Source organism: Dactylosporangium sp. NPDC000244, assembly GCF_040300725.1.
GTDB lineage: Bacteria > Actinomycetota > Actinomycetes > Mycobacteriales > Micromonosporaceae > Dactylosporangium.
The window spans coordinates 1-20,592 of the sequence record NZ_JBEPEH010000054.1 but is presented as its reverse complement, the minus strand read 5'-3'; the positions used below and the strand labels follow the sequence as shown (position 1 = coordinate 20,592).

The window sequence follows — 20,592 nt, the reverse complement described above, 5'->3', positions numbered from 1 at the left end:
TCAGGCTCCGATCGGCGCGAACGCGCTGGCGTAGTCGTCCCAGTAGCTCTGGGCGGGCATCTGGTCCAGGAAGGTGGGGTCGGCCTCGTCGCCGCGGAACTTCTTCTCCGCGTGCAGGCTGACGCTGGCGTTGAAGAAGCCGACCTGCACCTCGACGGTGAGCGTCGCCTGGCCGATCATCTTGTTGCCCTGCGACTGGTAGGTCAGGCCGAGGTACATCTCGATGGAGAGCGAGACGATGCCGGCGAAGGCGGTCAGGCCGCCGTGCATCCGCACGTAGCCGGTCAGCTGCAGGGCCTGCTTGCCGTGCGGGTCGATGTCCAGGCGCAGGTAGATGCCGGCCATCGCCTCGATGTTGCCGCTGGCCACGCCGAAGTCGGCCTCCAGGTGCGCGCCGAACTCGAGCGCCACCTCGAAGAACTCCATGCCGTCGGTGCCCACGCCCATCGTGAGGTAGCCACCGCCGCCGAAGCAGTACACCGACAGCAGGAACGGGTTCTCCCGCTCGGCGAAGTGGAACAGGAACCGGACCGGGCGCGGGCCGTTCTGGTTGCCCACCGCCATGAGCGGCAGGACCACGCCCATGCCGAACATGATGTTCTTCAGCGTGAACACGCCGACCGTCAGCGGCGGCAGGGTCGCCTTGAGCCCGACCTCGATCCGGTCGTCGAGCTTGTGCACGAGCACGCCCGGCTTCGGCTGGCCCGCCGGCGTCACCGACTTCATCTTGTCGGCGAGCTTCTGGATGTACTGCAGCACGCCCTTAAACCGCACGTCCCCGATCGACGGGTCGACGACGGTGTCCTTGCCGGTCTCGGCCTGGAACACGAACCGCTGGAAGTCGATCTCCAGGAAGTTCTCGATGTCGCCAAGCAGCCGCAGCGTGAACGCCGGCTTGTTGTCCAGCGCCGGCTGCGGCTGGGTCTGGTCGCCGTCCGGCAGGTCCTTGACGAGGTTCCACGGCTCGCGGTTGAGCAGCAGCGCCTTGAACGTGAAGTGCTTCTCGGCGGGATTCGCCGGGTCCGACGCGACGGTGATGTCGATCTCGCAGTACGTGGTGTCGGTGAACTTCAGGATGCCCAGGGGGTCGCCCTCGCGCAGCTTGGGGCGCAGCGAGAACGTCTGCGCCTCGCTGTTGTGCGGGCCGTCGATCGGCACCGGGCCGAAGCCGTCGCTGCTGCGCAGGGCCATCGCGCCGGTCCCGGTGGCGCCGTCGGTGACCGAGACCGGCTGCACGACGTCGCTGAGCTTGATCCCGCCCAGGATCTGCGGATCGTTGGGGGCCGCGGCCAGGATGGCGGGCGTGTCGACGGTGCCGCCGGCGAGCGTGGCCGGGTCGCCGCCGGCCGGGCCGAAGAGCCGGGAAAGCATGGTGATGCTCAGGCCCGGGGTCAGCGGCCCGCCGCGGTCCGAGCCGATGCCGAAGCCGACCGGCTTGACCAGTGCGGCGAACACCTGGCCGGCGTTTTGGGCGCCGAAGCCGTACTTCAGGTACCGCTGGTCCACCTCGAGGTCGACCGGCCCGAGGTCGGCGCCGCCGAGGTGCTCGGCCGCGGCCAGCCGGATCGTCGCGCCGGAGAGCACCGGGTGGCAGCGCGGCTGGTCGTGGGCGAGGAACTGCGCGTCGGCCGGGCCGGCGACCGGCGCCTGGGCGGCGAAGGTCAGCGCGACGGCCTGCACGTCGGTGTCGCCCGGCTCGGCGCTGGGGGCGAGCCCCATCGTCTGGCCGTTCAGCGGCCGGCGGCGGATCGGGTCGCTCGCCGCGAGCGCGTTGTAGGCGGCGCGGACCTGGCCGGCCGAGGCCTCGGCGAACGCGATGGTGGAGTCGACGAACACGGCCGGCGCGGTGAAGTCCACCGCCCGTCCCACGTGGTCGATGCCGGTGAAACTGAACTGGTACGGTGCCCCGCCCACCTTGGGCAGGAACGCCGCGCCACCGAGGGCCGGCACGAACGCGGTCGCCGGGTCGAGGTCGGGCGTGATCGAGGTCAGCAGGTCGATGCGCTGGAACGGCAGGCCGCGGCCCCCGTCGGCCTGGGCGAAGCCGGCGAAGGCCTGGCTGCGCCGGCGGACGACGAGGAACGAGCGCTGCCGCAGGTAGGCGGCGCGCTTGCCGCCCGGCGTGCCGGCGATGCGCCGCTCGGTCACCGTGACCAGCGCCGCCTGGTGACCGAAGGGCAGCAGGTACCCGCGGCTGACCACCCGGACGTTCATGTCACGGCCCAGCGTGGTGCGGTGCTTCCAGTCCAGGATGGACAGTACGTTCGCCGGCGGGTTCCAGGAGCCCTGCAGATCGGCCGAGGCGCCCTGCGGGGTGAGCACGAGCCGCCGCACGTCGATCGGCTGCGGCGTGTACCCGGCGATCGCGTAGTCGGCGGTGGCCCGCACGATCTGCAGCCGGTCCCGGGGCGTGAGCGACGCCCGGAACGGCAGGCCCGGGGCCGGGATCGTCGCGCCGTCGGGCGCGCTCTTCGCGCCCGGGCTGCCGGCCGGCAGCAGCCAGGCCGGGAAGTCGGGGTCGGTCGCCCACAGCGCCCGGACGGTGCGCTCGCCGCCCTGCTCGTCGACGGTCCCGTCGGCCTTGGCCACGCCGAGGCGGGTGTGCCACAGCTCGGTGCGGCCGCCGTGCTCCGCCGGCTGCGTGGCGTGCGCCCATCCGGCCTGCGCGTGCGGTGACAGCAGCAGGCGCCACGGTACCTCGATCGCCGTCTCCTGCAATCCCGGCGCGGTGATCGGCAGCGGCCCACCGGCGGGCGTGTCGCGCGGCAGCGCGGCCGGCGCCACCTTCAGCGCGAACTGGCCCCAGGTGAGCATCGTCGTGTCGTCGAACGGGATCGCCGCCATCGTCGGCGGCACCTCGAAGGCGAGCCGGCTCGCCGCGGACAGCCGCGTCGCGACCGGCCACGCCGGGGCGTCGGCGGCGCCCGCGCCGGTCGGGTCGGGCTCCCGGAACGCCTGCTCCTGCAGGTGCTGCGGCGGGAAGACGACCACGACGTAGGCCGGCGCGGCCGGGTCGATGCGCAGCAGCACGGGCCCGCTCGCCGGCCGGGACAGGGTCAGGTTGTAGGTGTCGAAGCGCAGGTTGAGCTGGTCCTCACGGCGGCGCAGCACGCGCGAGAAGCTCGGCGCGCCGGGGTCGGCGGAGGTCTTCACGAGCGGTGCTGTGCCGTCGCCGTCCAGGCCGGCGCCGGCCAGCGCGGCCAGGGCGCCCGCCTGCAGCCCGTAGCCGACGACCCGGCGGCGGGTCAGTCCGCGCCGCGCCCGCCGCTGTTGCTCCTCCATCGCGTCTCCTCAGGTCCGCTGGTCTCTTGCCGCAACCAGCCAACCCGCGCCCGGCCGGGACGGCCTGAGCAAGGGATACTCACCCGGGCCGCCCCGGGTACCTGTGACGCGCCCGACACCGGGCCCCTGAGCAGGGCGCCGAGGCGGTGGCCAGGGCCGGTTCACCGCACGGCTGTCGCACCCTCGACAGTTACCAACGCGCGTCCGGCCGGGGCTACCGTCGCGGCATGGCCCTGACCACGGCGGACGTCGAGCGCTTCGAGGCATCCCGGCGGCGCCTGGAGGCCATCGCCTACCGCATGCCCGGGTTCGCGGCCGAGGCCGAGGACGCCGTGCAGGAGGCGGAAGGTGTCCATGACTATTGGCGACGCTCGCCGCCGGGTCTCGCCGGTGGACGCCGACCGGCACCTCCCCGTCACATACCGATGCGCGACATTGTGTCCCTGAGCAATACCGCCGTCATGATGAGCACCGCTTGCTCAGGCGCGCGGGCCGGGATGGCGGCCACCATGCTTCCAACGCAACGACATCCATCACGGAGGTACACATGACGCTCAGCCGCGCCGGCGCAGTCCTCGCCGGCCTTCTGCTCGCGGTCGTCGGCCTGGCCGGCCCCGCCCAGGCCGGCATCATCGTCCACGGCGCCACCTTCCCGCCGGGCCCGACGGCGACCGGCGTCACCACCAACGACGCCTACCCGCCCGGCCCGACGGTGACCGGGGTTACCACCCACGACGCCCCGGCGCCGTCGGTTATCGGCCCGGAAATCTGACGAGCGTCCGGCCCGGCGGCCCGGCCCCGGCCGGTCGGTTCGCGACCGCAAGGTCACGCCCCGGCCGGCCGGGGCCAGGCGTCGTGGGCCGCGATCCGGTCGCGGACGGCGCTGAGGCAGCCGTCCGCGCGATGACCGGCTCGACCGGCGCGGCGAACAGCTTCGCCGCCACGTTCACCACGGCGCGCTTCGGCGGCCGGAACGACTCGCCCAGCCCGGTGTCGACGAACACCGGGTTGTGTCGTCCCAGTGCAGTCGCCCGTCCGGCCGCCAGCGCCGCGCAGGTCCACGACGATCGAGCGCGGGGCGCAGCACGACGGCAAGCCCATGACGTCGTCCAGCGTCAGCGCGTCAGGAGCGGGAGCTGCGGCCGGGCCGCAGACCGTACCGGGTCGCGCTGGCGGTCTTCGTCGTCGTCGGCGTGGCTCTGGCGGCCCGTCTCAGCCGCCACGGACCGGCCCGTCAGCGTCGATGCCAGCGCACTCGAATTCGTCGCCTGAGTAGGGCGCCACCCGCTCGTGGACATCGACCGCCTCGTCCACGTCAGTGCTCCGGCCGGTGCGCTCGAACCGCATCCGCAGCGCTATGCCGCCGTTGGACAGCCGCCATCCCCTGTCTGCTCCCCGTCGCAGGCTGCTGGCCACCCTGGCCGGCTCCATGCTCGGCTGGCCGTTGTTCGGCCTGCTCGCCGACAACGCCCTGGTGCCGAGCGCCCCGCGGACATCGCCGCGCACCTGGTCGACTTCGCCGCGTTCGGCGCTGTGCTGTCCGCGACCGCGACCGGGATGAGGCGACGACCAGCGTCCCCGGCAGCATCGATGCGCTGAGCGCCGCCGGCGTCGAACCTTGCCCGACTACGGTGACCACGACGCCGGCGGCGCCCCGCTCCATATGGTGAAAAAATCCTCGACCTCGTATCCGGCCCCGGCAACATCACTTGAGAACGCACACGTTATCGCTGGATAGAGTGCGAATCATGCCCGATGAGGGCCCACCGCTTCGGACTTGGTCAACTCTATTTGTCATTGTCCGCAACAAATCTGGAAGCGGCCGGGATTGCACGCCACCGACACACCTGCAAGACTGGTACGCAAGCGCTGATCGTGATGGGAGCCCATGGCGTCCGTCACGTGAAAGGGCACGGTGGCAGCGCTGCCTCATCCTCCTTTTGACGCTGGTCAGGTTCAGCTCGCCTAACGACCCAGGCAGGGAGTAGAGCATTGGAAGCTGTCGTCCACGAGCTTGTCGAGGACAATTTTACGACCCGCGACGTCCCGGACTTCGGTCTATCGGAAACCGATTATGGGCGCGCACTGGACAATATGGTGCAGGCCAACGTCGATGTGATCGTCCATACGAGCCGGGGCGACGTCCTGCTGGGATACCGCAAAGACATGCCATTGCGCGACATGTTCTGGGTCTTCGGCGGCCGCATGAAACTGGGCGAGACCCTCATCGACACTGCTGTGCGGGGTCTCTCCCGCGAGGTCGGTCTCGACGTCGACCGGGACCGGCTGGTGGTGGACAACGTTTACAACGTCATGTGGGGAACCAGAACCGCGCCGCCCGAGGAGCACGGATTCCAGACCCTCCTCACCTTGATGAAATACGAATGCAGCGACAGCGAGGCTTCATCCCTCAGCGCCGCGGACAACACCCATGCCTGGATTCGATGGTATTCCCCGGTCGAGCTGCGCGATTTCTGCGTATCGGGATCCGAACAGCTCCACCCCTTCCTTCCCATCGTCTTGAAGAACGCTGGCCTGTTGCCGGCGGCATAGCTCGAGGGCCCGATTCCGGCTCTTCGAAGACAGCCGCCGACGACCCGGCCGCGCCCTGCGAACGCCCGTCGGAGGCGCTCGACACATTCGCTGATTCCTGGAGGCATCGTGTGAACTGCCGTTCCTGTCAAACCTCCGGCCTGACCGAAATCCTTGACCTCGGCAACCAGTACCTCAGCGATTTCCGAGACGACGACCGCCGACCGCCGCAGTGGCCACTGGTGCTGATGTTGTGCCGGCGGTGCGGGCTGGTCCAGCTCCGCGACACGACCCCACGAGCGTTGATGTACCACGACCGGTACGGCTTCCGGTCCGGGGTCAACGAGGCGATCCGCGAAGACCTGCGCAGCGTCGTGGACGACGCCCTGCGGCGACATCGCGGCGCGCGGTGGTGGCTCGACATCGCTTGCAACGACGGCACCCTGCTGTCATTCGTGCCCGAGCACATCCACCGGGTCGGGGTCGACCCGGTGGCGACGTTCGAACCGGAGTCACGGCGGCACGCCGACCGCATTGTCGTGGACTTCTTCGACCCGCGGCGGTTCGTGTCGGGCGGGACCAGCACGACGTACGAAGCGTTCGACGTCATCACCAGCATCTCGATGTTCTACGACCTCGACGACCCGAACGGGTTCGTGGCCGACGTGGCAAGCGTCCTGGCGCCGGACGGGATCTGGGTGATCCAGCAGAACTACGCACTGACCATGTTCGAACTCGGGGCGGTCGACAACGTCTGCCACGAGCACATCACCTACTGGACGCTGGCCGCCCTGGAGCACCTGCTCCACCGGCACGACCTGGAGGTCAACGATGTGCTGCTGTCGAGCGTGAACGGTGGCTCCTTCCGTACGGTGGTGTCCCGCCGCGGCAGCCGGCCGGTCAGCCCGGCGGTGGCGGCCCAGCGGCAGCACGAGGCGCGGGCCCACCTCGATCGGCCCGACGCGTGGGCGAAGTTCGCCGTGCGGGTGCGCACGGCGTTCGACGACCTGCGCCGGCTCATTGACAAGATCAACGCCGCCGGTCAGCGCTGCTACATCTACGGCGCCAGCACGCGGGGCGGAACGATCTGGCAGGCCGCCGGCCTGACCGTGGACGACCTGCCGTTCGCGGTGGAGCGGCAGGCCGCCAAGATCGGACGGAAGATCGCCTCCATCGGCGTGCCGATCATCTCCGAGGAGCAGGCCCGCGCCGACCATCCGGAGTACATGCTCGTGGCGCCGTGGTTCTTCCGGGACGTCTTCATCGACCGGGAGCGCGACTACCTGCGGGCCGGCGGTCGGCTGATCTTCCCGCTGCCGGATCTGGAAGTCGTGAGCGCCTGACCGGGCCCCGGCATCGGGGCCGCGGGCGACCGTCGAAGCGGGAGTCGACCAGCCGGCTCCCTTGAGGAGTTCCAGTGCCACGTGCGCTCATTACGGGAATCACCGGACAGGACGGCATGTACCTCGCCGAGTTCCTGACGGCGAAGGGATACGAGGTCTTCGGCCTGGTCCGGGGCCAGCAGAACCCCAAAGCCCCCGCCGTGCGACGAGCCGTACCGCCGATCCGCCTCGTGGACGGCGACCTCCGCGACCTGCCGAGCCTGATCGCGGCCCTGGAGGTCGCCCAACCCGACGAGGTCTACAACCTCGCAGCAATCAGCTTCGTGGGGATGTCCTGGAACCAGGCCGAACTCACCAGCGAGATCACCGGGATGGGAGTGCTGCGGATCCTCGAGGCGGTCCGCATCCACACCCAGAACGACATGTCGAAGGTCCGCTTCTACCAGGCGTCGAGCTCGGAGATGTTCGGCAAGGTCCACGAGGTGCCGCAGACCGAGACCACGACGTTCCATCCGCGCTCGCCGTACGGCGTTGCGAAGACGTTCGGCCACTACATCACCGTCAACTACCGCGAATCCTACGGTGCTCACGCGTGTTCGGGGATCCTGTTCAACCACGAGAGCCCACGCCGGGGCCAGGAGTTCGTCACCCGCAAGGTCACGCGCGGGGCGGCCCGCATCGCGCTCGGGCTGCAGAGCGAGCTCGTCCTGGGCAACCTCGACTCGCGCCGGGACTGGGGCTTCGCCGGCGACTATGTCGAGGCGATGTGGTTGATGCTCCAGCAGGACGAGCCGGACGACTATGTGATCGCCACCGGCGAGACGCACTCGATCCGGGATCTGCTCGGCATCGCCTTCAACCGGGTGGGCATCGCGGACTGGGAGCGCCATGTCCGGCAGGACCCGAACCTCTTCCGCCCCGCCGAGGTGGACCTGCTCATCGGCGACGCCACGCGGGCCCGGGAACGCCTCGGCTGGAAGCCGCGCGGCGACTTCCGCTCCCTCATCGAGACGATGGTCGATGCCGACCTGGCCGACTCGAGCCGGGAGGCCTCAGCCTCGACAAGGAGGACCTCTGACGATGGGCGCCACCAACGTCCCGACTACGACGCTGGGCTCCGGCCTCACGATGCCGTACCTGGGCCTCGGCACGTGGACGATGACTGACGCCGATGCCGCGGACACCATTCCGGTGGCCGCCGGCCTCGGCTACCGGATGATCGACACGGCGGCTCTATACCAGAACGAGCGAGGGGTGGGCCAGGGGGTCCACGGCTCGGGCACACCGCGGGAGGAGTTCTTCATCGTCTCCAAGGTGCGCGGCCGTGATCACGGATACGACCGCACGTTGAAGGCCTTCGACGAGACACTGGACCGCCTCGACATGGACTACCTCGACCTGTATCTGATCCACTGGCCGATGCCCGGGCGGGGCCTCTACGTGGAAACGTGGAAAGCCCTCGTCAGGATCCTCCGCGACGGGCGTACGAAGGCGATCGGCGTCTCGAACTTCACGCCGACCTACATCGACCGCATCGTCGCCGAGACGGGCGTCGGGCCGGCGGTGAACCAGATCCAGCTGAACCCGCGGGTGACGCAGCGGGCGTCCCGCGCGTACGCCGCGGAGCACGGGATCGCACTGCAGACGTGGCGACCGCTGGGCCAGGGCGACCTGCTCGCCGAGCGGGTGGTCCAGGACAGTGCCGAGCGCCACCGCAAGACGCCGGCCCAGGTCGTGCTGCGATGGCACCTGGAACACGGCCTGAGCCCACTGCCCAAATCGGTGCGCCCTGACCGGTTGGCCGCCAACATCGACGTCTTCGACTTCAGCCTCACGCCCGCGGAGATCGACGCGATATCCGGCCTGGACGGGACCGAGATCGCCGACGACCCGGCGACCACAGAGGTCGACTGACCCGGACCGCCCGCCCCGGGGCTCGGTCCGACGCCGGCGCGGATGCGGACGGGCAGCCGCGCGCGCCCGCGTCGGCGGGGTTCTCGGTACGCTGGAGCCCTGGCGTGCGGCGCCCGCCGGTCCTGACGCGGGCTCCGCCGGTGACCGTCCGAGCAGATGTCGGAGGTTCGCGTGGCTCTACAGGATCCAATGCCCAACCTCGGCATCCTGTTGCGATACGTCCATCTCGACGGGGCGGTCTCCCGCACGGTGCTGGCCGAGCGGATGGGCCTGAACCGCAGCACGATCATGTCCCTGACCGCCGAGCTGCTCACTGCCGGACTGGTCCGCCAGGAGACGCCGGCCGAGACCGGCCGGCCGGGGCGCCCGTCGCTGGTGGTGCGCCCCGAGCGTGACCGGGTCCACGTGCTGGCCTTCGATGTGGCCGTGGACCGGGTGACCGCGGCCAGGGTGGGTCTGGGAGGGTCCGTGACCGACCGGCTCGAAGCGGTGCGGCCCAGGGCCGGAGCCGATCTCGACCGGGTCGTCGAGGTGCTAGCCCGCTTCGGCCGTCGGCTGCACGACTCGGCGCCGCCCGGTTCGGCCTGCGTCGGGATCGGCGCGTCCTACTGCGGCATGATCCGGCCCGCTGACGGCATGGTGCGCTTCGGCCCTGACCTCGGCTGGGTGGACCAGGCGTTCGGCGCCGAGCTCTCCCGGCGGCTCGGCCTGGGCCTGCCGGTGACGGTGGGCAACGAGGCGCACCTGGGCGCCATGGCCGAACAGCAGCGCGGCGCCGGCATCGGACTGCAGAACCTCGTCTACCTGCACGGCGATGTGGGAGTCGGCGGCGGGATCATCGTCGGCGGCAAGCTGCTCGACGGCGACGGCGGCTACGGCTGCGAGGTCGGCCACATGGTGATCAACCCCTACGACGGGCGGGCCTGTGGTTGCGGATCCCGGGGGTGCTTCGAGGCCGAGGTGGGTGAGCGAGCCCTGCTCGACAAGGCGGGGAGGCCGGCGACGCAGTTCGGCCGTGACGCCGTGCGGGCCGTCGTCGACGACGCCGACCGGGGCGATCCGGCCGCGTTGGACTCGGTGCGGCGCATCGGGGACTGGCTCGGCATCGGCGTCGCCAATCTCATCAACTTGTTCAACCCGGCCATGGTGATCTTCGGCGGGATGCTGCGCGACGTCTATCCGGCCGCGATGGCGCAGGTGCGTCACCGCATCGCAAGCAACGTCCTGCCGGTGGCCCGTGAGCGGGTACAACTGCGCACCTCGGCGCTGGGTGACGACGCGACACTCGTCGGGGCCGCCGAGCTCGGCTTCGCCCCGCTCCTGGCCAACCCGCAGCACCTGCTCACCCATGCGATGGCGGCGCCCGCCCGGCCCGCACGGGCGCACGCGCGACGCCATGGTGCGGGCGCGGACAAGCGGGGCGTCGCCGAGGTGAGCTCCCCCGCTTGAGCCGCGGCTCGGGCGACCCGCGCCGTCGCGGTCGCCGCCGCCCGGCGCGTCGCTGAGGCCGGACCCGGGCGGGGCTGAGACGTTCGGGTCGGGTGGGGTCGGCGGGTCGTGCCCAGGGGCGGCGTAGGTCGTTGGTGAGGCCGCGGGCCAGTCGTAGTTGTGTGTGGGCGGCGAGGATCAGCCAGGTCCACGTGTCGGCTGCGTTCGGGTCGCGCAGGCGGGACCGGGTCCAGCCGAGGGTTTGTTTGAGGAGCCGGAAGGTGTGTTCGAGGTCGAAGCGGCGCAGGTAGGCCTGCCAGAGCAGGTCGACTTGGGCGGCGGTCAGATCGGGCGTGCAGCACCACAGCCAGATGGGTTTGGGGTGCTGGCCGGCGAGTGCGATGTCGGCGCCTACCCGGGAGGCGTGCCATGACCGGGAATCACCTGACCGTACGTACCGATCTCCTCTCCCATGGTCACGGTCACAGGGGGATGAACGGCATCACCGGCCACCTTTATGGGCGATCTGCGGCATCGGCGGCCCTGACTAATCTAGGGCGATGCCGCCCCGCCAAATCGACTCAGACGAATGCAGGTACGACGGCGACACCTACGCTGACGTGTACGACGACTGGTACGACAGCCGGCTGGACACCGCAGCGGCGGTCGCGTTCCTGAAGGAACTCGCACCGTCCGGCCGGGCACTGGAACTCGGCGTCGGCACCGGCCGGATCGCCGTCCCGCTCGCCGCCGAAGGCCTGGACGTGACCGGAGTCGACACCTCGCCGCTGATGCTGAAACGCTTGACGGATAAGGGCGGCACCGTCACCGGCGTACAGGCCGATATGGTGTGCGTCGACCTGCCCGGCAGCTTCGACCTGATCTACGTGGCGTTCTCCTCGCTGTTCCTGCTCGACTCCCAGGATGCGCAGGTCGCGTGCTTCGCCCGGATGGCGCGGCTGCTCTCGCCGGGCGGCCGGGTGGTCGTCGAGGCGTTCGTACCGGACGCCACCCGCTACCGGCAGGACCAGAACGTGTCCCTGGAGGACATGGCCGCCGGCTCGGTCCGGTTCGAGCTTGCCGAGCACGATCCGGTCGAGCAGGTGATCCGGGCGACTCGGGTGCACATCGGTGACAGCGGCATCCGGCTCTTCCCGTACCGGTTGCGCTACGCCACGCCGTCCGAGCTGGACCTGATGGCCCGGCTATGCGGGCTGCGGCTTGCCGGGCGTGTCGGCGGCTACGACCGGCGCCCCTTCACCCGGGACAGCCGTTCCCACGTGTCCGTGTACCGGTCGGACGACGCATGAACGAACTCGACGACCTCCTCGCCGCCGTCGACCGGGACGCCGCACGCGACCGGCACACCCTGTGGTTGACCGCGAACGAGGGCCTGATGTCCCGGAGCGCCGCCCGCTACCTGGACTCCGACTTCGCCAACCGGTACTTCAGCGGCGGCGGCGACGCGGACGCCGTGGTCACCAACCCGTACACGCCGTTCATGTCGCGGGGCCGTCCCGGTCTGGCCCGGCTGGTCGCCACCGCCGGATGGCGCGCGGCCCGAATGCTGGACGCCGCCGCCGTCAACCTCGACTGCCTGTCCGGTATCCACGCCATGACCTGTGCCATCCTCGCGCTCACCGATCCCGGCGACACGGTGATGTCGCTGGAGGTCGGCGACGGCGGCCACTACGCCACCCAGCACATCGTCCGCCGGTGCGGGCGGCGCTGGGTCCCCGCCCCCGTCGATCCTGAGACCTGGCTGGTGGACACCGGACGGCTGCGCGCCGACGGGGTGCGCCTGCTCTACCTCGACGGGTCGTATGAGCTGCGCCCGCAGGACGTCCGGGCGATCCGGCGCGCGCTGGGCCCCGACGTGCGGCTCGTCTACGACATCAGCCACAGCCTGGGACTGGTGATGGGTGGCGCGCTGCCCAGCCCGCTCTCCCTCGGCGCCGACGCGGTCTGCGGCAACACGCACAAGACACTGCCCGGACCGCATCGCGGCCTCATCGCGTACCGGGAAAAAGATCTGGCGGTCCACGCCGACGGGATCATCGGTGGTGGTCTCTACTCCAGCAACCATCCGGTGACCCTGGCGGCCCTGTGCGTCACAATCCTGGAGATCGACCGCTGGGGAAAGGCCCTGGCACGGCAGACCGTCGCGAACGCCCGGCATCTCGCGGCCGCGCTAGCCGACCGCGGCTGGCCGGTGCGGCAGACCGGACCCGGCACGCACACCGACACCCATCAGGTACACGTGCTGTCCGAGAGCCTCGGCGAACACCGCCTGCTCTACGGACGGTTCTCCGCCTCGAACATCGCGCTCGGCTTCGACAACTGCCTGGGCCGGCGGACGTTCATCCGCCTCGGCACCCAGGAGGTGACCCGGCGCGGCATGACCGGGCAGCACCTGGACGCTATCGCGGACCTGCTGTTCGCGGCCGGATCCGGGCGGGACGTCTCCGCCGAGGTGGCCCGGATCGCGTTGGGACACCAGCGGGTCCACTTCTCCTTCGACTGTTCTACCGATCAGGAGTGCGCGCAATGTCAATGACCGAAGACCGGATCCGGGACCGCACCCCCGCCATCGCGCGCCACCTGAACGGCATCGCGGCCATGGACCGGGAAGCCGCCAATTTCCTGCACCTGACCGCCAACGAGAGCCTGCTGTCCCGGACCGCCCGCCGCGGCCTCACCCTGCCACTGGCCGACCACTACTTCATGGGCGGCGGCGACGACCTCGGCATCGTGGACTTCCGCCCGTTCACGTTCCGCGGCCTGCCCGCCGTCGGTGACCTGGTGGACGCCGCGTCCGACGCGCTGCGCACGCTCCTGCACGCCGCCGATGTGAACCTCAAATGCCTTTCCGGGGTACACACGATGATGTGCGCGATCCTGTCGCTGACCGAGCCCGGCGACGGCGTGATGACTGTCGACATCGGACACGGCGGCCACTTCGCCACCCCCGTCATCGTGCAGCGGACCGGGCGGCGGCACCTGAGCACGAGGTACCGATTGGACGATCTGCGTTTCGACGCCGAACGGATCGCCGAAGACTTCCACCGGGCCGGGGCGAAGGCGCTGTATCTGGACGTGTCCTACTACCTGAACCCGCACAACCTGCGGCAGATCCGCGCCGCGCTCGGCGACGAGGCGGTCATCATCTACGACGCCAGCCACACACTCGGCCTGATCATGGGGGGCCTGTTCCAGGCGCCGCTGACGGAGGGCGCCGACGTGCTGGTCGGCAACACCCACAAGACCCTGCCCGGACCGCAGAAGGGCCTGATTGCGTTCCGGGACCCGGAAATGGCGCAGCGGGCCACCACCATCATCAACAACGGGCTGGTGTCCAGTGTGCACACCGGGAGCATGGTCGCCCTCGCGATCACCATCCTGGAGATGGAGGCGTACGGCCGGGCCTACGCCAGGCAGATCGTCGCCAACTCCAACGCTCTCGGCGCGGCCCTGGAGGATGAGGGCTGGACGCTGCGCCGGGCCAACACCGGACGGGTGTCGGAGAACCACCAGGTGCACCTGCTGATGGGCGATCAGGGCGAACGCTACCGCACGCTGTACGCGGGCCTGGTGGACAACCTGATATCGCTCAACTTCGACAGCACCCTCGGTGCCGGCGTGTACGCGCGGCTCGGCACCCAGCGGATCACCCGCGCCGGCATGGGCCCGGACGAGATGCGTCAGGTCGGCGCACTGCTGAGCCGGGCGCTGCGCGGCGACGACGTACGCTGCCGGGTCGCCGAGTTGAACGCCGGATTTCCCCGCGTCGCCTACTCCTTCGACGACCTCGCCGAGGTACAGGGGTGGCTCGGATGAGCGTGCTGACCGACCACGGCATCGTCGACGCGGGCGACCCTCTGCTGCACGAGAGCGGCGCACCGGTCGACCCGGACGCCTTCTTCGAGGGATCGGCCCGTTTGCTGCGCCGCGTCGGCGACCATGTGCGGGACGTTGTGATTCCATCGTTGTGCGGGCGGAACGGGCGGTGGCATCCGACCGGCTTCATGGTGTACCCGTTGGGTGCGCATCCGGTCTTCGGCACGTTGCGGCTGCACATCTGGCCGGCCGGGACACGGCGGCGGGTCATCCAGGGGCGCGGCGATCTCGGGCCGATCCACGACGGTGACATCCACGACCACGCGTGGAACATCACCTCGCTGGTGCTCACCGAATACCACGACAACATCTACTCCGTCGGCCCGGCGACGGGCGTCGCGTCCGACGAGGAACTGTTCCGGCGGTTCTCGGTCGCCTACCGGCCCGGCAGCTACCAGTCGCTGGTCACCGACGGCAGTCAGGTTCTCGCCCGGGCGGTCGAGCACCGGGTGGTCGGCGGCGGGGAGATACACACCATCCGGGCCGGGGTGTTCCACGCGCCGGTGGTGCCCCTCGACGTGACCGGTGCGACGCTCGTGCTCAGCTCCCCGCGCGTGCAGGCCACCGGACCGGATGTGCTGATCGGCGGCGTCGGCGACGCGGTGATGGGTGCGCGGACGCCGGTCACCGTCCGGGACGCGCAGGCGGCTCGGGATCAACTGATGAGTGCCGCATGACCGCCGTGCAGGTGCTGCGATCCGGTTCGCCGCGCGTGCCGTGGTTGACCGGGCTGCGGTTCGACGACGCCGTGCTGCCGGCCGGATCCGCTTCGGTCACCGTGCTGTGTTGTCTCGACGGGCCGTTCGATCCGGTGCTGCTGCGGGAGTGCCGGCGGGTGCTGGACGACCGGGGTGTGGCGTTCTTCGGGTCCACAGTGGACCCGGCAGCGCTTTCCGACGCCGGTTTCTGCGACCGGTACGTCGCCCCGGCGCCGGCCGCGCTCACGTCCGAGCGTCAGGTGCTGATCACGCACGCCGGTCCACGCCTTCCCGCGCCTCCTGCCGTTGCGCGTTCCGTTACGTCCAACGGGCCGGCGCAACGGACCACGATGGTCATTCCGGTACGCAACGAGCGGCGCAACCTGCCGACGTTCTTCGCGTTCCTGGAGAACGCCACCAACGAGCTGGACTCCACCCGGGAGTTCGTGGTCGTGGTCAACGGGTGCAACGACGGCTCCGAGGAGGTGGCCCGGGACCTGGCCGCCGGGTCCACTCTGGACGTACGGGTCGTGACGTCGCCGCCAGGAATCGTCGCGGCCTTCCGGACCGGCATTTCGCAGTCCACAATGGACGGCTTCGTCGGCAAACTGGACGCGGACGTCATCGTGCACCCGCGCCTGCTCGACGCGCTCGAATCGCACCTGGTCGCCGACGACCGGCTGTGGGTGACCCACGCCGAGCCTCTGCCGGCCGACTCGTTCAGCCGGTTCAGCGAACCCGACCACCGCGCGGAGAGCGCCAGCCCACGGCGCTACTTCAACGGCAAGGCCAGCCTCTACCGCGGCAACCCGTTTCAGTGGAAGGACGTGGACGGCTTCGCCGCCCGGCTACGCGCCGAGGACGTGTTCTTCTCCTTCTACCTGAGCTGGTTCGCCGGACTCGATGCGATCGGCCTGGCACCGGGTGCGTACGTGTACCAGAAGACCATCCGCGACCTGCCCGACCTGGTCCGGATGCTGTCCCGGACCAGGTCGGAGATCGGCCGGCTGGTCCGGGCGTTCCCCGGTTTCGCGCTGCTCAACCCGGTGTTCGACCAGAAGGTGTTCAGCCCGGCCTGGGCCGAACTGCTCGCCGAGGCCGCCGCACTGACCGAGGAGACCGAGGAATGGCTGCGGCTCGAATCGACGAAATAGACCTGCTGGTCGTGGGAACTGGACCGGTCGGGTGCGCGATCGCGCGTACCGTCCGCACCCTGGCGCCCGGCGTACGGATCCTGCTGGTGGACGCCGGTACGGCGGGGACCGGCCAGCACCGCGACAACGTGGAACCGCCCGGGCCGCCGGAGCCGCCCGTCTTCGACACCGGCCAACACGCGACGGGTGCCGAGCCGAGACCGGCCACCAGCCCGGTATTCGGCCCGGACAGCGACCTGCCCGGATACGCGCAGGCCACCCAATCGGGCGGGCTGGGAACCACGTGGACCTGCGCCACCCCGACACCCGACGGGACCGAACGCGAACCGGCCATCCCGGCACCGGAGTGGGCGGCCGCACTGGCGGAGGCGCGGCGGCTGCTGCGGGTTCGGCCCGACTCGTGGCCGCGGGTCGACGCGCTGCTGGACGCGCTGCGGGCCGGGTACCCGGATCTGCCGCCGGACCGGGGTGTTACGATGATGCCCACCGCGATGACCCGCACCGGTGACCGTCCACACTGGACCGGACCGGCGGACATCCTCGGCGACGTGGAGTCGTTCGAGATCTGGTCGTCGACCGCATGCCGGCGCCTGATCCTGCGAGCCGGACGTGTGGTGGCCGCGCACCTCAACGACACCGAGATCCGGGTGGGTGCGGTGGCGGTAGCGGCGGACGCGGTGCGCACACCCCAGTTGCTCTGGGACTCCGGGATCCGCCCCGCCGCGCTGGGCCGATACGCCGCCGACCACCTGCAGTTGCTCGCCGCCGTCGCCTGGCCGGGCAGCCGGGTGCCCGCGCGCTGGGGCCGGGACCGCACCGCGGCAATGCTCTGGGTGCCGTACGGCGACCGCCACCCGTACCACGGCCAGGTCATGCTGTTCGACCAGAGAGCCGAGGACGACGCGATGGTGGTAGGCCTGAGCTGGCTGGTCCCGCCGGTGATCGACGCGGGCAACCACCTCACGTTCGACCCCCCGCACGTCACCTACCCGCTGAGCGACGAGGATCACCGCCGGGTTCGCGGGGCCACCGACGACATCCGCCGTGCCATGCGAGCCCTCGGCGATCGGGTCCTGCCGGGTGGCGAACCCCGGCTGTTGCCCCGCGGATCGTCGCTGCACCTGACCGGGACGGTACGGATGGGTGGCCGCCCGGACGGGACCAGCGTCTGTGACCCGCACGGCCGGGTATGGGGCGTGCCGAATCTATTCGTGGCCGGCAACGGGGTGCTGTCCGCCTCGACCGCCGGCAACCCCACCCTGACCAGCGTCGCCCTGGCGCTGCGATCCGCGGCCGCGACGGTGCGCAGCCTGAAGCCCTGAAGGACGGACATGTCCACCAACCCTGTCTTCTCCTGCCTGCGACCCGGATCGGAACTGCACCGGACGTACTTCGCCGGCTCCCTGGGCGGGTACGCGGACAGCCTGCTGCGTGCCCTGTCCGGCACCGACGAACCGTCGGCCGTCGCGGACCTACGGCAGGCGGCGAAACTGTCCGGCCCGGCCGGTGTCTACGACGGCCTGGCGATGCTGCAGGCCGCGCTGATGCCGGAACCGGAACGGCTCGCCTGGGGCCGGTACATGTCCCCGTACTCCCTCGCCACGGCCATCGCCGCGCACGTGCCGTCGGGCGGCGCGGTGGTGGATCCGGCCGCCGGCATGGGCGCCCTCCTGGCCGCCACGCGCGGCGGATCCGGGCTGGAGAAGAGCCCCGACCTGGTGCGCTGCGGCCGTTTGGCGCAACGCCTGTGCCCCGACGACGCCCCGTTCCGGCTCGACGAGGGCGACGCGTTCGACCCGTCTGAGGGACCCCGCGCCGACACCCTGGTGGCCAACCCGCCATGGGTACTGCGTGCGGAGCTGCCGCCGCAGGCCCTGCACCGCCTGGCGGCCCACCCCCGGTACGCCGACCTTCTCCGGCACGAACGGTTCGACCTGTGCGTGCCTCTTCTGGTCGAGGCGGTGTGCACCCGCCTGAAGCCGGGCGGCCGGTTCGCCGCAGCCCTACCGGTGTCCATCGCCACCGAACACATCTGGACCCGCTTCCGCAACGGCGACTTGTTCCAGCAGTGCGGCGCCGCGGTGTCGCTCGGGTTCGTCGACCCGCCGGATCCGAGCGCCTTCCCGATCCAGTTCACACTGTGCGTCGGTCAGGTGTCCGCGGACTGACATACGTTCGCATATTCATATAGTCGGATGGCGCAAATCTGAGAGAACGTGGCCGGCCGCGCCACTCTCTGGGGTGGCGCGGCCGGGTCGTGCTGGGTCGTGCTGGGTCAGGACGCGAGCCGCCAAGGACCGTACGGCGTCGTGGGCTGCTGGTTGCGGGTCCACCACTGTGCCACGTAGCGCTTGCCCTGGTAGACGACGGCATCACCGGCGACGAAGATCCGCGTCGGCGTCCAGATCGCGGTGCCGTCGGCGGCGACTTTGATCTCCTGCCACGGTCCGTACGGATCACCCGGAGCCTGGTTGCTGGTCCACCATGATGCCAGCCAGGTCGAGCCGTTGTAGCTCACGTGGTCGCCCTCGGTGTACACCGCGGACGAACGCCAGGCAGGGACGTCCCGCACGGTGATGGTCACCTGCTTGGTCCCCGACAGGCTGTAGAACTTGGTGCCGTCGCTGGCCGTGAAGGTGACCGTGTAGGTCCCCGCCTGGCTGTAGCTCGGCGTCCACGAGAACTGCTGCGTCGCGGGATCGAAGCTCGCCCCCGCCGGCAGACCGCTGGCCGAGTAGGTCAGCGCGTCACCGTCAGGATCGGTCGCCGCGACACCGAACGACAGCGTCCGGTTCTCGTCGACCGCCTGCGACTCACCACCGGGGGCGAACACCGGGGCGCCGTTCACCCACGCCCCGCGCTGCCACACGTAGTCCCGCGCGAACATCGTGAACAGCTGGTCCCAGGTGTTGAAGTCGTGCGCGCCGGCGACGACGACATTCTTCACGTGCGCGTTCGTCAGCGCGGCCACCTGGCTCGGGTTGGGCAGCCCGAAGTCCCATGCGCCGCCGCCGAAGAGGATGTAGGGCACCCCGAGGTTCGGCGTGGTGTTGCGGACTCCGACGCCGCCGCTGAACAACCCGTAGTAGCCGAACTTCGTCGCGTCGAAGTTGATGAGGCTGGCTGTGACACCCGCGCCCGCCGACAGACCGGCGAACGCCCGATCCACCGCCTGCGTCGAGACGTGGTAGTTGCTCTCGACGAACGGGATCACGATGTCGCGCAGGTTGGGGTACCCCTGCGCGGAGTTGCCGAGGTAGTTCGTGTTGGTCGTCACGACGACGGCGGGCTCGGTCTGCCCGTCGGCGATCAGGTTGTCCATGATGACCGGCACGTCGCCCATGTTCAGCCAGTCGGACTGGTCCTGGCCGCTGCCGTGCTGCATGTAGATCGTCTTGTACGGCTTGGCACGGTTGGGGTCGTACCCTGGCGGCAGGTAGACCCCCAGCGTCCGCGTGGTCGTGCCGATCTGGATCGGCGCATAGCCCCACGTGCCGTGGGGGACGTTCGGCCGCAGAAGCTCGATCTGCCGCGCCGCCAAGGGCGCGTAGTTCTGCTTCACGGCGTCGTACGGCACGTACACCTTGTTGAAGGCGCGCCGGGCGGTGCCCGTCAGGCCGTCCGGGGCGTAGATCGGCGAGTTCGCCGGGTCGGACACCCACAGGTTCGTGTCGTTGTTCACGTAGAACCAGTACTGGTTCGCCCCGGCCGCCAGCGGCACGTCGGTGACCCAGTAGCCGTTGCCGGCGTTGGTCATCTGCACGTCGTAGCCGCCGCCACCACGCATCAGACCGGATCGGTACTGCTGGGGCTGGTAGACGGTGGTGTCGGTGGGGTCGGCCCAGTTGCGCAACAGGATGTCGGCGGCGAAGCGCACACTTGTCGCCGTCGGGTTGTAGTACACGAAGTGGCCCGTGTAACCCGTCGGCGAGTTGGGATCCGCGATGACGTGCGGACCCGGGGTCAGGTCGACCGTGTCCTCGGCCTGCGCCACGCTCGACATGCTCAGCACCATCGCCGAAGCGAGCGCGACGGATGCGACTGGCTTGAGGAGCCGGGCGCGACTGCCCGAGGCCCTTCGGGGGTGTCTCCGCAATTGCAGAACGCGTAACAACGTTCCTCCTTGAACGGCGGGTGAGCGCCGAGCGGCGCTCCACGAGCCAAGTTACTGTCGATTTTACGACGTTGTAAAGAAGTTCTTACAACGTTTTCCAGAAGGGGAATCGCGACATCCGTCCGCCCGCAAACCGTTGTGGGCACAGCGAATCCGCGGGTTCTCAGTGACCTCAGTATCGGTATCGGTCTCGGTCCCAGTAACGGTCTCGGTCTCGGTATTGGTCTCGG

Annotated in this window: 16 protein-coding genes and 3 pseudogenes; 15 read left to right on the top strand and 4 right to left on the bottom strand. The window is 70.1% G+C overall.

The annotated features are described in order from the left end of the window. Complete coding sequence (locus ABT369_RS50480; RefSeq protein ID WP_350624540.1) at positions 1-3,282, bottom strand: hypothetical protein; 3,282 nt, start codon at positions 3,280-3,282, stop codon at positions 1-3. Between the two features lie 227 nt (positions 3,283-3,509). On the opposite strand from ABT369_RS50480, the pseudogene ABT369_RS50475 reads away from it, so the two are divergent. Both ABT369_RS50475 and ABT369_RS50470 read left to right on the top strand, forming a co-directional pair. Continuing rightward, positions 3,510-3,623: pseudogene (locus ABT369_RS50475) on the top strand (RNA polymerase subunit sigma-70); the annotation flags it as partial. Positions 3,624-3,829: 206 nt separating this feature from the next. Then, positions 3,830-4,054 (top strand): hypothetical protein, encoded by a 225-nt coding sequence (locus ABT369_RS50470; protein ID WP_350624538.1) that lies wholly within the window; start codon positions 3,830-3,832, stop codon positions 4,052-4,054. A 440-nt stretch (positions 4,055-4,494) separates the two neighbouring features. On the opposite strand, the gene ABT369_RS50465 is transcribed toward ABT369_RS50470, so the two are convergent. After that, on the bottom strand, positions 4,495-4,698 hold the full coding sequence (locus ABT369_RS50465; protein ID WP_350624536.1) for a hypothetical protein: 204 nt from the start codon (positions 4,696-4,698) through the stop codon (positions 4,495-4,497). A 576-nt stretch (positions 4,699-5,274) separates the two neighbouring features. On the opposite strand from ABT369_RS50465, the gene ABT369_RS50460 reads away from it, so the two are divergent. The 6 genes and pseudogenes from ABT369_RS50460 (at position 5,275) to ABT369_RS50435 (ending at position 10,520) form a co-directional block, all read left to right on the top strand. Further along, positions 5,275-5,835: an NUDIX domain-containing protein gene (locus ABT369_RS50460; RefSeq protein ID WP_350624534.1), complete on the top strand. Its 561-nt coding sequence runs from the start codon at positions 5,275-5,277 to the stop codon at positions 5,833-5,835. Further along, positions 5,727-6,113, top strand: a pseudogene (locus ABT369_RS50455) (class I SAM-dependent methyltransferase); the annotation flags it as partial. The gene ABT369_RS50460 and the pseudogene ABT369_RS50455, both read left to right, overlap by 109 nt. 6 nt (positions 6,114-6,119) lie before the next feature. Next, complete coding sequence (locus tag ABT369_RS50450) at positions 6,120-7,157, top strand: class I SAM-dependent methyltransferase (protein ID WP_350624654.1); 1,038 nt, start codon at positions 6,120-6,122, stop codon at positions 7,155-7,157. 74 nt (positions 7,158-7,231) lie between these two features. After that, positions 7,232-8,323, top strand: coding sequence for a GDP-mannose 4,6-dehydratase (locus ABT369_RS50445; RefSeq protein WP_350624532.1), 1,092 nt, complete (start codon positions 7,232-7,234; stop codon positions 8,321-8,323). Then, positions 8,316-9,071 (top strand): aldo/keto reductase, encoded by a 756-nt coding sequence (locus ABT369_RS50440; RefSeq protein WP_350624530.1) that lies wholly within the window; start codon positions 8,316-8,318, stop codon positions 9,069-9,071. The genes ABT369_RS50445 and ABT369_RS50440 overlap by 8 nt, the downstream gene beginning before the upstream one ends. 189 nt (positions 9,072-9,260) lie before the next feature. Beyond that, complete coding sequence (locus ABT369_RS50435) at positions 9,261-10,520, top strand: ROK family transcriptional regulator (protein ID WP_350624652.1); 1,260 nt, start codon at positions 9,261-9,263, stop codon at positions 10,518-10,520. On the opposite strand, the pseudogene ABT369_RS50430 reads toward ABT369_RS50435, so the two are convergent. Beyond that, a pseudogene (locus ABT369_RS50430) lies at positions 10,414-10,914 on the bottom strand (transposase); the annotation flags it as partial. The gene ABT369_RS50435 and the pseudogene ABT369_RS50430 sit on opposite strands and share 107 nt — an antisense overlap. 145 nt (positions 10,915-11,059) lie before the next feature. Here ABT369_RS50430 and ABT369_RS50425 point away from each other — a divergent pair. The 7 genes from ABT369_RS50425 to ABT369_RS50395 are packed head-to-tail and all read left to right on the top strand — an operon-like array spanning position 11,060 to position 18,416. Continuing rightward, complete coding sequence (locus tag ABT369_RS50425; protein WP_350624528.1) at positions 11,060-11,809, top strand: class I SAM-dependent DNA methyltransferase; 750 nt, start codon at positions 11,060-11,062, stop codon at positions 11,807-11,809. After that, positions 11,806-13,056, top strand: coding sequence for a PLP-dependent aminotransferase family protein (locus ABT369_RS50420; RefSeq protein WP_350624526.1), 1,251 nt, complete (start codon positions 11,806-11,808; stop codon positions 13,054-13,056). The genes ABT369_RS50425 and ABT369_RS50420 overlap by 4 nt, the downstream gene beginning before the upstream one ends. After that, on the top strand, positions 13,047-14,336 hold the full coding sequence (locus ABT369_RS50415) for a PLP-dependent aminotransferase family protein (RefSeq protein WP_350624524.1): 1,290 nt from the start codon (positions 13,047-13,049) through the stop codon (positions 14,334-14,336). Before ABT369_RS50420 ends, ABT369_RS50415 begins: the two co-directional genes overlap by 10 nt. Then, on the top strand, positions 14,333-15,073 hold the full coding sequence (locus ABT369_RS50410; protein WP_350624522.1) for a hypothetical protein: 741 nt from the start codon (positions 14,333-14,335) through the stop codon (positions 15,071-15,073). The genes ABT369_RS50415 and ABT369_RS50410 overlap by 4 nt, the downstream gene beginning before the upstream one ends. Further along, positions 15,070-16,248: a glycosyltransferase family 2 protein gene (locus ABT369_RS50405; protein WP_350624520.1), complete on the top strand. Its 1,179-nt coding sequence runs from the start codon at positions 15,070-15,072 to the stop codon at positions 16,246-16,248. Before ABT369_RS50410 ends, ABT369_RS50405 begins: the two co-directional genes overlap by 4 nt. After that, positions 16,221-17,570, top strand: a complete 1,350-nt coding sequence (locus ABT369_RS50400) for a GMC oxidoreductase (RefSeq protein WP_350624518.1) — start codon at positions 16,221-16,223, stop codon at positions 17,568-17,570. The genes ABT369_RS50405 and ABT369_RS50400 overlap by 28 nt, the downstream gene beginning before the upstream one ends. 9 nt (positions 17,571-17,579) lie before the next feature. Continuing rightward, on the top strand, positions 17,580-18,416 hold the full coding sequence (locus tag ABT369_RS50395) for a hypothetical protein (protein WP_350624516.1): 837 nt from the start codon (positions 17,580-17,582) through the stop codon (positions 18,414-18,416). A gap of 107 nt (positions 18,417-18,523) precedes the next feature. Here the strand turns inward: ABT369_RS50395 and ABT369_RS50390 are convergent, their stop codons facing one another. Then, on the bottom strand, positions 18,524-20,251 hold the full coding sequence (locus ABT369_RS50390) for a putative Ig domain-containing protein (protein WP_350624514.1): 1,728 nt from the start codon (positions 20,249-20,251) through the stop codon (positions 18,524-18,526). Between the last annotated feature and the right edge of the window lie 341 nt (positions 20,252-20,592).

Excerpts from the sequence above, each read along its gene's own strand:
- ABT369_RS50410 (WP_350624522.1), top strand. The coding sequence starts at position 14,333 with ATGAGCGTGCTGACCGACCACGGCATCGTCGACGCGGGCGACCCTCTG.
- ABT369_RS50390 (WP_350624514.1), bottom strand. The coding sequence starts at position 20,251 with ATGTCGAGCGTGGCGCAGGCCGAGGACACGGTCGACCTGACCCCGGGT.
- ABT369_RS50480 (WP_350624540.1), bottom strand. The coding sequence starts at position 3,282 with ATGGAGGAGCAACAGCGGCGGGCGCGGCGCGGACTGACCCGCCGCCGG.
- ABT369_RS50415 (WP_350624524.1), top strand. The coding sequence starts at position 13,047 with ATGTCAATGACCGAAGACCGGATCCGGGACCGCACCCCCGCCATCGCG.
- ABT369_RS50395 (WP_350624516.1), top strand. The coding sequence starts at position 17,580 with ATGTCCACCAACCCTGTCTTCTCCTGCCTGCGACCCGGATCGGAACTG.
- ABT369_RS50450 (WP_350624654.1), top strand. The coding sequence starts at position 6,120 with ATGTACCACGACCGGTACGGCTTCCGGTCCGGGGTCAACGAGGCGATC.
- ABT369_RS50400 (WP_350624518.1), top strand. The coding sequence starts at position 16,221 with ATGGCTGCGGCTCGAATCGACGAAATAGACCTGCTGGTCGTGGGAACT.
- ABT369_RS50420 (WP_350624526.1), top strand. The coding sequence starts at position 11,806 with ATGAACGAACTCGACGACCTCCTCGCCGCCGTCGACCGGGACGCCGCA.
- ABT369_RS50405 (WP_350624520.1), top strand. The coding sequence starts at position 15,070 with ATGACCGCCGTGCAGGTGCTGCGATCCGGTTCGCCGCGCGTGCCGTGG.
- ABT369_RS50435 (WP_350624652.1), top strand. The coding sequence starts at position 9,261 with ATGCCCAACCTCGGCATCCTGTTGCGATACGTCCATCTCGACGGGGCG.
- ABT369_RS50425 (WP_350624528.1), top strand. The coding sequence starts at position 11,060 with ATGCCGCCCCGCCAAATCGACTCAGACGAATGCAGGTACGACGGCGAC.
- ABT369_RS50470 (WP_350624538.1), top strand. The coding sequence starts at position 3,830 with ATGACGCTCAGCCGCGCCGGCGCAGTCCTCGCCGGCCTTCTGCTCGCG.
- ABT369_RS50440 (WP_350624530.1), top strand. The coding sequence starts at position 8,316 with ATGACTGACGCCGATGCCGCGGACACCATTCCGGTGGCCGCCGGCCTC.